Origin of the sequence: Marinobacter halotolerans (genome assembly GCF_008795985.1) — a bacterium.
Lineage (GTDB): Bacteria > Pseudomonadota > Gammaproteobacteria > Pseudomonadales > Oleiphilaceae > Marinobacter > Marinobacter halotolerans.
The window spans coordinates 809,044-821,410 of the sequence record NZ_VMHP01000001.1 but is presented as its reverse complement, the minus strand read 5'-3'; the positions used below and the strand labels follow the sequence as shown (position 1 = coordinate 821,410).

The following is a 12,367-nucleotide window of genomic DNA, read 5'->3' as shown; positions in this document are numbered from 1 at the left end:
TCAGGCGGCCTCAGTGGCGGCGATATCCCGGATCTTGCCGACCATGGCACGGAGGCCGTTGCCTCGGGTTGGCGAGATATGGCGGAACAGGTCCAGTTGCTCGAACAGTTCGTCAATATCGGTCGCCAGAAGATCGCGGGGTGTCTTGCCGTTCAGTGCCACCAGGATGATGGCGGCAAGGCCGCGCACGATAATGGCGTCGGAATCGATCAGCAGATAGAGCTTTCCGGTGTTTTCGTCGTAGTGATGAATCAGCCACACCTGGCTCTGGCAGCCGTGCACGTAATTCTCTTCCCGGCGCTCGTCTTCCGGAAACTTCGGAAGCTGCTTGCCCAGGTCGATGATGAAGGCATAGCGCTCTTCCCAGTCATCGAGAAACTCGAAGCCTTCCAGGACGTCGTCCAGCGTGGTGTCTTTGCCCAGCGGGTTGTTTTCAAATTCCTGTGCGGAGGCAGTCATTACAGCATTCCCAGTTCAAGCTTGGCTTCGTCGGTGAGCATGTCGTTATTCCAGGGTGGATCGAAGGTGAGTTCAACCGTCACCTTGTCGACGTTGGGTACATGCTCAAGCTTGGTTTTGACGTCTTCTGTGATCACCGGGCCCATACCACAGCCGGCGGCGGTCAGGGTCATCAGAACGTAAACGTGGTTGCCGTCTTCGGTGCCGTTCTCGATCTTGCAATCGTAAATCAGGCCCAGATCCACCACGTTGACCGGAATTTCCGGGTCGTAGCAGTTCTGCATGGCTTCCCAGACCTGGTTTTCGTTGACGGTGCCGTCTTCGGGGGTGTCGAAGCTGCTTTCCAGGGGCTTCTTGCCCAGCGCTTCGGCATTGTGGCCTTCGATGCGGGCGAGGTTACCGTTTACGGCGACCGTGAAGCTGCCACCCAGGGACTGGGTGATCGTCACAAAGGTATCCGCCGGAATCATGATTTCCGTGCCGGTGGGCACCAGCCGTGCCTCTACCTCACGTTTTGTCAGAACCACTTCCCGTTCTTGCATGCCTTGATGGGCCTCGTTTTCTTTGTCTGGTTTGTTGGATACGGCTTCGCCTGATCCAATCTACGCCACTGTAAAGCTCTCGCCACAGCCACATTCAGCGGTGGCATTGGGGTTCCGGAACTGGAACACCGAATTAACGCCCTCAGTGACAAAATCAATCTCGATGCCGTTCACCAGCGGCAGATGCTCTTCCTTGACGAACAGGTCCACGCCGTCAATGTGGAATACCTTGTCGTCAGTGCCGGCATCTTCAACCCACTGGGTTTCATACTTGAAGCCGGAGCAGCCGCTTTTCTTGATGGCGAGCCGGATGCCCTTGGCTTCCGGCTTTTTATCGAGTTGTTTGCGTACGTGTTTCACCGCGCTGGGCGTCATGGTGACGGCAACGGTTGGTGTGTAGACTTCGGCTGTCATGTTTCCACCTCCATCAGGCAAACAGGCGCTGAATTTTTTGCAGCGCGGCGAAGAGTTTTTCAACTTCTTCAATTGTATTGTAGAACGCAAAAGAGGCCCGGGCTGTACCGGGTACCCCGTAAAAGTCCATCAGCGGCATAGCGCAATGGTGGCCGGTACGAATGGCAATGCCCTGCTGGTCCAGCAGAGTGCCTATATCACTGGGGTGCAGTCCGTCGATTTTAAAGGACATGACCGGCACTTTCTTTGCGGCTGTACCGATGATCTGCATGCCGGGAACGGTCTCGACCAGCTCATGGGCCCTGGCCAGCAGTGCATCCTCCGCTGCTTCCATGGCTTCGCGATCAAAGTCGTTCAGGTAGTCAATGGCTGCGCCCAGCCCCACGGCTTCGGCGATCGGTGCCGTGCCGGCTTCAAATTTATAGGGCAGGGTGTTCCAGGTGGTGCGCTCGAAAGACACCCGCTCGATCATCTCGCCACCGCCCTGGTAGGGAGGCATTTCCTCGAGAAGATGGGCTTTTCCGTAAAGCACACCGATGCCCGTGGGCCCGAACAGCTTGTGGCCGGAAAACATGTAGAAATCGCATCCCAGTGCCTGCACATCGGGCTGGAAATGCGGCACCGCCTGGGCACCGTCGATAACGGTAATCACACCCAGTGCCTTGGCCTGCTGGATCAGCGCGGCAACCGGATTGATAGTGCCCAGCACGTTGGATACGTGGGTAAGCGCCAGAACCCTGGTTTTTTCGCCAAGCAGATCGTTAAACGAATCCAGGTCCAATTCGCCCTCGGGCGTCACCTGAATCGGTACAACTTTAGCGCCGGTGCGCTCGGCAATCATCTGCCAGGGCACGATGTTGGCGTGGTGCTCCATGTGGCTCACCAGGATCTCGTCACCGGGTTTCAGGCGCTCGGCCATGCCATTGGCGACCAGGTTGATCGCCTCGGTGGTACCGCGGGTCCAGATGATTTCGCGGGTGCTGTCTGCATTAAGGAAGGCTCTGACGGTTTCCCGTGCGCCTTCGAACGCAGTGGTGGCACGATCACCCAGGGTATGGGCGCCACGGTGCACGTTGGAATGCATTTGCCGATAATAACGATCCATGGCATCCAGCACCGCCACCGGCTTCTGGGCCGAGGCGCCGTTATCCAGATACACCAGCGGATTGCCGTTGATTTCCTGGCTCAGGATCGGAAAATCACGGCGTACGGCATCAACGTCGAAACGGGTCTGGGGTGCTGTCTTGGCCATGGAAAGATCGTTCATTACCGCTCAGACCTCCTGAAACGTCTGATTGAAAAAGTCATTCAGCCGAAGCTGTACGGCATCGCGCACCGTTTCGACAGGAATCTGTTCCACCAGTTCGTTGATGAATGCCATGGTCAACAAGGTGTTGGCCTCGCGACGGCCGATGCCACGGGACACCAGATAGAACAGCGAGGTTTTGTCCAGCTGTCCGATGGTTGCGCCGTGGGCGCATTTTACGTCGTCGGCGTAGATTTCCAGTTCGGGCTTGGTGTCGATTTCCGCGCCGGTGGAGAGCAACAGGTTCTTGTTGTTCATATTGGCGTTGGATTTCTGAGCATCCTGGTGGATATGGATGCGGCCGTTGAAAATCGCGTGGGACTGGTCCGCTGCGATGTTGCGATAGGTTTCTTCGCTGTCGCAGTGGGCCGCCACGTGCTCGATCGAGGTGTGGTTGTCGTAATGCTGCTGACCCTGGGTAACCACCACGCCGTTAAGTTTGCACTCGGCGCCCTCGCCTTCAAGGCGAACCTGCAGGTCGTGCCGGCGCAACGGGCCACCAAAGCCCACGCAGTGGTTTTCAAAGCGTGAACTGGCCGCCTGGCGAACGCCGGTTGCACCGATGTGCTGAACGCTTTCGCCTTCGATGGTCAGGCGCACTCCGGTAATCTGCGCGCCTTCAGCGAGCATGAATTCTGTCACCGTGTTGACCATTACCGGTTCACTGCCGCTGGAGATGTACTCTTCCACCAGCGTCATCTGGCTGTGCCTTGCGGCGTCCACATAAATACGTGGGTAGGCCGAGCCGACGGACGAAGCAGTTACTTCGTGAATGATGAAAAGCGGCTGGTCAAGCACGGCTTCTTTATCAAGCTGGATGAACAGGCCATCTTCAAAGCGGGCGGAGTTCAGCCGGGCCATCTGAACGGCCCGGCTGTCCAGAGTGTTGTCCAGGCGCTCGGCCAGGGCCGCCGCGTCCTGATCGTTCAGGTCACAGAAACGCTGGATACGGATGCCGGGCATATCCGGAAAATCGCTGGCCTCCGGCACCATCACCCCGTTGCGGAACACGACTCGGTAGCCTGGCATGGAAAGGCTGGCGCCTTCCTTGCCGGAGGATGGCAGTGTGGTGGCAAGCTCATCCGAAAGCTTCAGATGGCGGCTGGAGTACTTCCAGTTTTCGGTTTTGCGGGTTGGCAGTGGCATATCCACCAGAGCCGTGCCCCGTTGTTTGCGCAGCTCAAGCAGCGGGCCGGGCAGGTAATGGCCGGCCGGTTCAAGAAAGGCGCTGGAAAGCGTTGGTGCTGACTTCATTCGCGGCCTCCGTTAACTGGCAGATGAGCTGGCGGTAGCTTCTTCGTCTTTCACGCCGAGCCAACCGTAACCGCGCTCTTCCAGTTCGTGAGCCAGCTCGCGGCCACCGGATTTGACGATCTTGCCACCGGCCAGCACGTGAACGTAGTCGGGCACAATGTGGTTCAGCAGGCGCTGGTAGTGGGTCACCATCAGGATGGCCCGGTCCTTGGCGCGCAGCGCATTCACGCCGTCTGAGACAACGTGAAGGGCGTCGATATCCAGGCCGGAGTCGGTTTCGTCCAGAATGGCCAGTTTCGGTTGAAGCAACAATGCCTGCAGAATCTCGTTACGCTTCTTCTCACCACCGGAGAAACCTTCGTTCACGCCGCGCTTGAGGAAAGCCGGGTCCAGATCGACCTGCTTTGATACTTCCTTCGCATGCTTCATGAATTCCGCCGCGTTCATTTCTGACTCGCCACGGTGCAGGCGCATGGCGTTCACAGCGGTGCGCAGAAACTGGAGGTTGCTGACGCCGGGAATTTCTACCGGATACTGGAACGCCAGGAACACGCCCTCACGGGCCCGCTCTTCGGTTTCCAGCTCCAGCAGGTTCTCACCGTTGAGCGTGATTTCGCCCTGAGTTACCTCGAAGGTCTCGCTGCCTGCCAGCACCTGCGACAGGGTGCTTTTGCCAGAGCCGTTGGGGCCCATGATGGCGTGGACTTCCCCGGCTTTGATTTCCAGGTTGATGCCCTTGAGGATTTCTTCACCCCCAACGGATGCGTGCAGGTTCTTGATGCTCAGCATGTATTGGATTCTCTCTTCATCTGAAATTCTGTATTTAACCGACCGAACCTTCCAGGCTCACCTCAAGCAGCTTGCCTGCCTCAACGGCGAACTCCATGGGCAGTTCCTTGAACACTTCCTTGCAGAAGCCGTTGACGATCATGGAAACCGCCTGCTCCGGGTCGATACCGCGCTGCCGGCAGAGGAACATCTGCTCGTCGCTGACCTTGGAGGTGGTGGCTTCGTGCTCAACGATGGCCGATTTATTCTTGCTCTCGATATAGGGGAAGGTGTGCGCCCCGCAGCGGTCGCCGATCAACAGCGAATCGCACTGGGTAAAGTTGCGCGCACCCTCCGCACCGGGGCCGAACTTCACCAGCCCGCGATAGGCATTGGAACTCTTGCCGGCGGAAATGCCCTTGGAAATGATGGTGCTGGACGTGTTCTTGCCCAGGTGAATCATCTTGGTGCCGGTATCCGCCTGCTGGTAGTTGTTGGTCAGTGCCACGGAGTAGAACTCGCCAACGCTGTTGTCGCCCCGCAGAATGCAGCTGGGGTATTTCCAGGTCACGGCGGAGCCGGTCTCGACCTGGGTCCAGGATATCTTGGAGTTCTTGCCAATGGCGGCGCCACGCTTGGTCACGAAGTTGAAAATACCGCCCTTGCCGTTTTCGTCGCCCGGATACCAGTTCTGCACCGTGGAGTACTTGATCTGGGCATCATCCAATGCCACCAGCTCAACTACCGCGGCGTGAAGCTGGTTCTCATCACGCATGGGAGCGGTGCAGCCTTCCAGGTAGCTCACATAACTGCTGTCTTCGGCGATGATCAGGGTGCGCTCGAACTGTCCGGTGTTGGCCGCGTTGATGCGGAAATAGGTGGACAGCTCCATGGGGCAGCGCACGCCTTTAGGCACATACACGAAGGTGCCGTCGGAGAAAACTGCCGAGTTCAGGCCGGCAAAGAAGTTGTCGCCAGCGGGCACCACAGAACCGAGATACTTTTTTACCAGCTCAGGATAGTCCTGAATGGCCTCGGAAATTGAGCAGAAGATCACGCCGGCTTTGGCCAGCGGCTCTTTGAAGGTGGTTGCCACTGAAACCGAGTCAAACACGGCGTCTACCGCCACGCCGGCGAGTTTTTCGCGCTCGTGCAGGGGAATGCCCAGTTTTTCATAGGTGCGCAGCAGCTCCGGATCCACTTCATCCAGGCTTTGGGGCATATCTTCCGGGCGTTTGGGCGCGGAATAATAGGAAATCGAGTTGTAGTCGACTTTCGGATAGCCGACATGGGCCCAGTCCGGCTCTTCCATCTCCAGCCAGCGACGATAGGCTTTCAAACGCCACTCCAGCATCCACTCCGGTTCATTTTTGATGCCGGAAAGGCGTGCGATTATCTCTTCGTTCAAACCGGGTTCGAAGGTGTCGGACTCTATATCAGTCACGAAACCGTGTTCGTATTCCCGTTTGACCAGCTCGCTTACCTCTTTATCGGTGGTCGCCATGATCGTCGCTCCGTATCTCTCATCGTGGGCGCTAGGCCCTGGTGTTTCTGCGTTTGTAAGGAGTACGCCCCACAAGCGCTTATTGGATGACGGTTTTGCTCGCAGACTGTAAAAAACTGAAGTTGTATGCGAACTCCGTTCTTCTGGTGGGAGATTATACAATACCAGAGTAAAATAGTCAGGTATTAAATCTGACCGCGACAGATTATACCGCATCGCCGGGTCGGGTGACTAAAACAGGGAAGACTGTCAGTAGCCTTGGGGAGTGGCTACTGACAGTTATTTCGGGAGTAGGCGAGGGCTGATCAGGTCTTGCGGAAGACCAGTGAGCCGTTGGTGCCGCCGAAGCCGAAGCTGTTGCTCATCACCAGGGGCAGATTCACGTTGTCCTGACGCTCCCTGACAATGGGGTAGCCTTCGGCGCCTTCGTCCAGGTTCTGAATGTTGGCCGACGGTGCAATGAAGTTTTCCCGCTGCATGATGATGCTGTAGATCGCTTCATGAACGCCGGCCGCCCCCAGGGCGTGTCCACACAGTGGCTTGGTAGAGCTCAGCGGAGGAATGCGGTCGCCGAAGGTGGTTTTCAGGGCCTTCAGTTCGGTGACGTCGCCAGCAGGTGTGCTGGTGCCGTGGGTGTTGATGTAGCTGATATCTTCATCCAGTCCTTTCATCGCTTGCTGCATGCAGCGAACAGCGCCTTCGCCGCTTGGGGCAACCATGTCGGCGCCGTCGGAGGTAGCGCCAAAGCCCACCAGCTCGGCCAGAATGTTCGCGCCGCGCGCTTCTGCGTGCTCCAGGGCTTCAAGAACCACAATCCCGCCGCCACCGGAAATCACGAAGCCGTCGCGGCCGGCATCGTAGGTGCGCGATGCCAGTTCCGGGGTATCGTTGTATTTGGTCGACAGCGCGCCCATGCCATCGAACATCAGGCTCAGGGTCCAGTGAATATCTTCGCCACCGCCAGCGAACATCACGTCCTGGCGACCAAGGGCAATCAGATCAGCCGCGTGGCCAATAGAGTGTGCGCTGGTGGCACAGGCCGAAGTAATGCCGTAGTTCACGCCCCTGATACCGTAGGCTGTGGACAGATTCGCGTTAATCGAGCTGCCCATGGTGCGGGGCACCCGATAGGGGCCAACCCGACGGATGCCGCGTTCACGGTGGGTGTCGATCGCGTCCATCAGCTCTACAGTCGATGCGCCGCCGGCACCAGTAATTACGCCGGTGGAGTCGGCCTTGATCTGTTCATCCGTCAATCCGGCCTGCTCAATGGCTTCCTGCATGGCCAGATAGCAGTAGGCCGAAGCCGGACACATGAAGCGCATCAGCTTGCGGTCGATCAGTGACGGCAGGTCCAGATTGATCTGGCCGCAGATGTGGCTGCGAAGACCGTTATCAATGGCATCCTGGCTCAGGCCGATGCCGGATCTGGATTCTTTCAGTGAATGGGTTACTTCTTTCTGGTTGGTTCCGAGGCTGGACACAATGCCCATGCCAGTAACGACAACACGACGCATTTAATCGCTCCTAAAAATCATCGGTAGAAGTAAACATGCCCACTTTCAGGTCTCGGGCGGTGTAAATCTCGCGGCCGTCCACTTCCATGCTGGCATCGGCAATCGCCATGGTCAGCTTGCGCCGGATGACCCGTTTGATATCCAGACGGTAGCGCACCAGTTTCGCGGTCGGCAGTACCTGGCCGGAAAACTTCACTTCCCCGCAACCCAGAGCGCGGCCTTTGCCTTCGCCGCCGGTCGCGGCCAGGAAAAAACCTACCAGCTGCCACATCGCATCCAGCCCCAGACAACCCGGCATTACAGGGTCATCCACGAAATGCACTTTGAAAAACCACAGGTCCGGATTGATATCCAGCTCTGCCACGATGCTGCCCTTGCCATAAGCGCCGTCGTCGTCGCTGATGTGAGTAACACGATCCATCATCAGCATCTCATCGACGGGCAGGCGCATCTTTCCCGGAAAGAGTGTGCCTTGACCACAGGCCTGTAGATCGGCCTTATCAAAGTGATCTGGGGTCATATTGCCGTATTCCCTGTTACGAGGTTATTTCTTCCACTGTAGCGTTTATTGCGCGGAAGGCTATTGACCATTGGTTGCAGTCTGCCCCCGGACCCAGAGGAATTCTAGTCGCAGAGGCCGTTTTTTTGCGTACAATGCCTTTTTCCCAGCTAAAGGCAGGTGAGTTTATGAGTGGTTATCTGGTATTAAAGAGCATTCACATGACAACCGCGTATCTGACGATCGGGCTGTTTGTGCTCTGTCTGCTGCTGGATGCGATTGGCAAGCCCAACTGGCGCACGACCCCGCTGCGCTGGATTCCCCACGCCAACAACACCGTGCTGATAGCCACTGCCATCGGCCTGCTGTTCGTTTCGCCCTGGATGGTGTTTGTGCACGGCTGGGTAACCGCCAAGCTGTTTCTTCTGATTGGCTACATTGGAGCAGGCGCGGTGGCACTGAAAGATACCCGCCGTACCCCGATTCGTGTGGTTGCTGCGGTTCTGGCTCTGGTGCAGGTGCTGGCGATTGTTCACCTGGCGGTGGCAAAGCCCTTCTGATTGAGTCAATGCTGTCGGCCAGTCCTGGGTATTTTCTCATTTCAGTGTGATCGAGAGGGCTTTTCATGACTTCACAAGTCCCTAATGAATCAAGAGAAATACCGGCCGGGCCTTTGAGCCATTTAACGGTCCTCGACTTGAGCCGGATCCTTGCAGGTCCCTGGGCGACGCAAGTTCTCGCAGATCTCGGCGCAAGGGTCATCAAAGTTGAGAGCCTCAACGGTGACGATACGCGCCGCTGGGGGCCACCGTTTTTGACCCGGGATACTTCAGACGGCACTGATGACAGTCGCGAAAGCTCGGATGCCGCCTACTTCACATGCTGCAATCGCAATAAAGAGTCTGTCTGCATCGATTTTTCGAAGCCTGAGGGAGCAGAGTTGATCCGCAAACTGGCTTGTTCCGCAGACATCCTGGTGGAAAATTTCAAGGTCGGCGGGCTGAAAAAGTACGGCCTGGATTACGATAGCCTTCACGCAATTAACCCTCGACTCGTTTATTGTTCAATCACCGGTTTTGGTCAGACGGGGCCCTACGCTGATCGCGCTGGCTATGATTTCCTGATTCAGGGCATGGGCGGGGTAATGAGTATTACCGGTCAGCCAGAGACTGATACGCAATCTGCCGAACCGTTGAAAACCGGCGTTGCCATCGCCGACGAGTTCACCGGGATGTACGCGGCCACTTCGATTCTTGCCGCTATTTCCAGTCGAGAGCAGACCGGCGAGGGGCAACACATTGATTGCTCGTTGTTCGACAGTCAGGTGGCGATGCTGGCAAACCAGGGCGCCAACTGGTTGGTCGGCAAGCGTAAGCCAAAGCCCATGGGCAATACTCACCCGAATCTGGTGCCTTATCGAGCGTATCCGGTGCGTGATGGCCATGTAATCATTGCTTGCGGCAATAATCGGCAGTTCCAGTCCCTTTGTTCTGTGCTCGAGCTGAAATCTGTATCCGAGGATTCCAGATTTCTGACAAACGCCGATCGAGTGGAAAATCGAATCTTACTTGAAGGCATCCTGGAAAAACGGCTGGCTCATTACTCTCGCGATCGCATTATCAGTCTGCTGGAGATAGCCAGTGTTCCTTGTGGCCCGATAAACACTATTCCTGATGTGTTCGATGACCCTCAGGTGATTGCTCGCGATATGGTTGTCCGGATGAAAAGGTCGGACGATCAGGACATCCCGACCGTCGCGTATCCGGTCAAGTTCAGTGCAACGCCGGCAACCTATCGATCTGCACCGCCCAAGTTAGGCGCAAACACCAGGGTTCTGTTGCAGAACGATCTTGGAATGGATAACGACGCCATTGAACGTTTGATGATTTCAAAAATCATTGTCGAGAGCGACTGAACTAGTCACCCTTGGAGTCCCCCATTTTTTCGGTCAGTTGATCCAGCTTGAGTTGAACTGACTGAAGCTGTTTGAAAATCTCGTCCCGCTCGTCGTGTGCTGTCTGTGCTTCTCTGGCGTTTTTCTCTTCGCCCATGACCTCAAGAATGGCGCCAATCATCATATTCAGGAAGACGAACGCTGTAAGAAAAATGAAGGTTATGTAGTACACCCAGCTCAGTGGGTATTGGTCCATGGTGGCGTACATCACATCCGTCCAGTCTTCAAACGTTGCCACCCGGAACAGGGTCAGCATGGCAATGGCCACATCGCCCCAGAGTTCCTCGTCAACGCTGGCAAAGAACAGAGAGCCCATGGCCGCGTAGATGTAGAAAATAATGAACATCAGCAGGGCGATGTAGCCCATGCGCGGGATGGCTTTGAGTAGCGAGTTGATCAGAAAGCGCAGCTCCGGCACCACAGAGACCAGCCGCAATACCCGGAATACTCTCAGAAGCCTGCCCAGCAGAACTGCGTCGGAGTTGTCCAGCGGCACCAGGCTGCCGATAACGACCAGCGTGTCGAACAGGTTCCACCCGTCCATCAGAAAGCGCTTTTTGTCCTGGCAGGCGGCAAAGCGGAACAGGATTTCGATCAGGAAAAACACGGTGATGGCGTTATCCATGACCGTGAGCGAGCTTTCCAGCAGAGGGGGCAGATCGTAGGTTTTGGCGCCGATGGTCAGGGCGGACAGGATGATAATGCCAATCACCACCGTCTGGAACAGCCGGCTGGATTCAATACGGCGCAGTTGCGCGAATCGGCTTAGGGTGCGCGGTTGGGGCGACATGGGGAATGGGCTCCGTGGTAATCGATAACGATCAATCGTTGTCAGGGAGCCCGGATTTTAAAGGGAGTGGGACGGATTGGATAGCAGGAACGTCGCAGGGCTATCAGCCCGGCTTTCCGTCCGCCCTTGGCGATACCAGTATTCGCCCGTAGCGGGCCAGAAAAATACCGAATGCGAGCATCCACAGCAGCGAGCTAATGCCCACCCCGGCCTGCCAGGGCAGGGAACCGAAGGCTGTGGCCACTCTCACCAGCGCCGCCAGGTGAATGATGATAAAGGCGGCCACCATACCCCGGGGCAGTACCAGCGGATGGCCCGCATGGCCCAGGGATACCCGGGCGATGACGCCCAGGATCAGGCAGCCGACCGCGCCGGTGCCGGCCGCGTGGGTCCAGGCGCTGGCGGGCCAGTCCGCCAGAATGCTGCCGGCGAGCAGCGTTAGCGACACGGGAACCCAGAGAATGGACAGGTGCAGCATCCATAGCAGAGGCTCCTTGCGAAAAAGCCAGCCTTTCCATCCGGCCAGACGGACAAGCATCAGCCCGGCGGCAATCAATGCCAGTATGGCGGTCAGGATCGGCCAGCCGGTCACCAGGGAAATCATAAGCAGGATTATTGTGAACAGCGCCGCCATGTCCAGAGCCGGAACCATCCGGACCTTCGTGGCATCCAGCCCGCGCTGACGAAGCCAGCCCGCAGAAAAAGCCGGGGTGATGCGGCCGCCAATGATACTGATCAGCGCCATGGCCATAATCAGGGCGCCGTAACTGAAGGCCGGGGCCAGCCTCGTGACGAAGCCAACCTGCATCAGCCAGAATAACCCCAGCACCAGCAGAATCATCAGTTGCCGTTTCTGCCTCGCCTTCCATATGCGCCGGCCAGCATCCAGCATGACCAGTGGCAGGAAGGCCAGGTTGACCCCATGAATCATCCAGTCCGGCAGGCCTGCACCGAAAGCCAGTAACAGGCGCCCGGCCAACCAGACACCAAACAGCAGAACCAGCGGCAATCCATGAGTTCTTTCAGTCTGGGTCCACACGCAGACCGCAGTCAGCAGGAAACCGGCGATGGCGGCAGACAGGAAACCGAACAGCATTTCGTGCTGGTGCCAGAACAGGCCGGGCAGGGCCAGTGGCAATTGGATGGCTCCGCTGACTTGAAGTATCCAGGCCGGGATTGCAAGGATGGCAAGCAGGGTCAGTGCGATGAAAAAAATGCGAAACGGATAGGCGAAAAGCTGACCGACACTCATGGCCCCCGGCGTTCCAGAGGTGGGGATGGACTGCATGATGAAACTCCATTGACTGCCTGAATATAAAAGTCATATTAAATGAATGTATATGCTCGAAACATACCCATC

Annotated in this window: 13 protein-coding genes; 2 read left to right on the top strand and 11 right to left on the bottom strand. The window is 57.0% G+C overall.

What is annotated here, in order from left to right; all coding sequences use genetic code 11:
• The 9 genes from FPL19_RS03875 to fabA form a co-directional block, all read right to left on the bottom strand.
• Positions 1-459, bottom strand: a complete 459-nt coding sequence (locus FPL19_RS03875; RefSeq protein ID WP_150910788.1) for a SufE family protein — start codon at positions 457-459, stop codon at positions 1-3.
• Entirely contained in the window at positions 459-1,001 is a 543-nt protein-coding gene (gene sufT / locus FPL19_RS03870; protein WP_150910785.1) for a putative Fe-S cluster assembly protein SufT, read from the bottom strand. The genes FPL19_RS03875 and sufT overlap by 1 nt, the downstream gene beginning before the upstream one ends.
• A gap of 60 nt (positions 1,002-1,061) precedes the next feature.
• Positions 1,062-1,415 carry a HesB/IscA family protein gene (locus FPL19_RS03865; protein WP_150910783.1) on the bottom strand — a complete coding sequence of 118 codons (354 nt, stop codon included), beginning with the start codon at positions 1,413-1,415 and terminating at the stop codon, positions 1,062-1,064.
• Positions 1,416-1,428: 13 nt separating this feature from the next.
• Entirely contained in the window at positions 1,429-2,682 is a 1,254-nt protein-coding gene (locus FPL19_RS03860) for an aminotransferase class V-fold PLP-dependent enzyme (RefSeq protein ID WP_150910781.1), read from the bottom strand.
• A 6-nt stretch (positions 2,683-2,688) separates the two neighbouring features.
• Positions 2,689-3,975, bottom strand: a complete 1,287-nt coding sequence (gene sufD / locus FPL19_RS03855; RefSeq protein WP_150910779.1) for a Fe-S cluster assembly protein SufD — start codon at positions 3,973-3,975, stop codon at positions 2,689-2,691.
• A 12-nt stretch (positions 3,976-3,987) separates the two neighbouring features.
• Complete coding sequence (gene sufC, locus FPL19_RS03850; RefSeq protein WP_150910777.1) at positions 3,988-4,764, bottom strand: Fe-S cluster assembly ATPase SufC; 777 nt, start codon at positions 4,762-4,764, stop codon at positions 3,988-3,990.
• Between the two features lie 34 nt (positions 4,765-4,798).
• Positions 4,799-6,247 carry a Fe-S cluster assembly protein SufB gene (sufB, locus tag FPL19_RS03845; RefSeq protein ID WP_150910775.1) on the bottom strand — a complete coding sequence of 483 codons (1,449 nt, stop codon included), beginning with the start codon at positions 6,245-6,247 and terminating at the stop codon, positions 4,799-4,801.
• 305 nt (positions 6,248-6,552) lie between these two features.
• Positions 6,553-7,764 (bottom strand): beta-ketoacyl-ACP synthase I, encoded by a 1,212-nt coding sequence (fabB, locus tag FPL19_RS03840; RefSeq protein ID WP_150910773.1) that lies wholly within the window; start codon positions 7,762-7,764, stop codon positions 6,553-6,555.
• Positions 7,765-7,774: 10 nt separating this feature from the next.
• Positions 7,775-8,284, bottom strand: coding sequence for a bifunctional 3-hydroxydecanoyl-ACP dehydratase/trans-2-decenoyl-ACP isomerase (gene fabA, locus FPL19_RS03835; RefSeq protein ID WP_150910771.1), 510 nt, complete (start codon positions 8,282-8,284; stop codon positions 7,775-7,777).
• A 167-nt stretch (positions 8,285-8,451) separates the two neighbouring features.
• Between fabA and FPL19_RS03830 the strand changes: the two genes are divergently transcribed.
• Complete coding sequence (locus FPL19_RS03830) at positions 8,452-8,823, top strand: SirB2 family protein (protein ID WP_150910769.1); 372 nt, start codon at positions 8,452-8,454, stop codon at positions 8,821-8,823.
• A 65-nt stretch (positions 8,824-8,888) separates the two neighbouring features.
• Positions 8,889-10,178: a CaiB/BaiF CoA transferase family protein gene (locus FPL19_RS03825; protein WP_150910767.1), complete on the top strand. Its 1,290-nt coding sequence runs from the start codon at positions 8,889-8,891 to the stop codon at positions 10,176-10,178.
• A gap of 1 nt (position 10,179) precedes the next feature.
• On the opposite strand, the gene FPL19_RS03820 is transcribed toward FPL19_RS03825, so the two are convergent.
• Both FPL19_RS03820 and FPL19_RS03815 read right to left on the bottom strand, forming a co-directional pair.
• Positions 10,180-11,007, bottom strand: a complete 828-nt coding sequence (locus FPL19_RS03820) for an ion transporter (protein WP_150910765.1) — start codon at positions 11,005-11,007, stop codon at positions 10,180-10,182.
• Between the two features lie 103 nt (positions 11,008-11,110).
• On the bottom strand, positions 11,111-12,295 hold the full coding sequence (locus tag FPL19_RS03815; protein ID WP_150910763.1) for an NnrS family protein: 1,185 nt from the start codon (positions 12,293-12,295) through the stop codon (positions 11,111-11,113).
• Positions 12,296-12,367: the final 72 nt, after the last annotated feature.

Excerpts from the sequence above, each read along its gene's own strand:
- FPL19_RS03875 (WP_150910788.1), bottom strand. The coding sequence starts at position 459 with ATGACTGCCTCCGCACAGGAATTTGAAAACAACCCGCTGGGCAAAGAC.
- sufT (WP_150910785.1), bottom strand. The coding sequence starts at position 1,001 with ATGCAAGAACGGGAAGTGGTTCTGACAAAACGTGAGGTAGAGGCACGG.
- FPL19_RS03865 (WP_150910783.1), bottom strand. The coding sequence starts at position 1,415 with ATGACAGCCGAAGTCTACACACCAACCGTTGCCGTCACCATGACGCCC.
- FPL19_RS03860 (WP_150910781.1), bottom strand. The coding sequence starts at position 2,682 with ATGAACGATCTTTCCATGGCCAAGACAGCACCCCAGACCCGTTTCGAC.
- sufD (WP_150910779.1), bottom strand. The coding sequence starts at position 3,975 with ATGAAGTCAGCACCAACGCTTTCCAGCGCCTTTCTTGAACCGGCCGGC.
- sufC (WP_150910777.1), bottom strand. The coding sequence starts at position 4,764 with ATGCTGAGCATCAAGAACCTGCACGCATCCGTTGGGGGTGAAGAAATC.
- sufB (WP_150910775.1), bottom strand. The coding sequence starts at position 6,247 with ATGGCGACCACCGATAAAGAGGTAAGCGAGCTGGTCAAACGGGAATAC.
- fabB (WP_150910773.1), bottom strand. The coding sequence starts at position 7,764 with ATGCGTCGTGTTGTCGTTACTGGCATGGGCATTGTGTCCAGCCTCGGA.
- fabA (WP_150910771.1), bottom strand. The coding sequence starts at position 8,284 with ATGACCCCAGATCACTTTGATAAGGCCGATCTACAGGCCTGTGGTCAA.
- FPL19_RS03830 (WP_150910769.1), top strand. The coding sequence starts at position 8,452 with ATGAGTGGTTATCTGGTATTAAAGAGCATTCACATGACAACCGCGTAT.
- FPL19_RS03825 (WP_150910767.1), top strand. The coding sequence starts at position 8,889 with ATGACTTCACAAGTCCCTAATGAATCAAGAGAAATACCGGCCGGGCCT.
- FPL19_RS03820 (WP_150910765.1), bottom strand. The coding sequence starts at position 11,007 with ATGTCGCCCCAACCGCGCACCCTAAGCCGATTCGCGCAACTGCGCCGT.
- FPL19_RS03815 (WP_150910763.1), bottom strand. The coding sequence starts at position 12,295 with ATGCAGTCCATCCCCACCTCTGGAACGCCGGGGGCCATGAGTGTCGGT.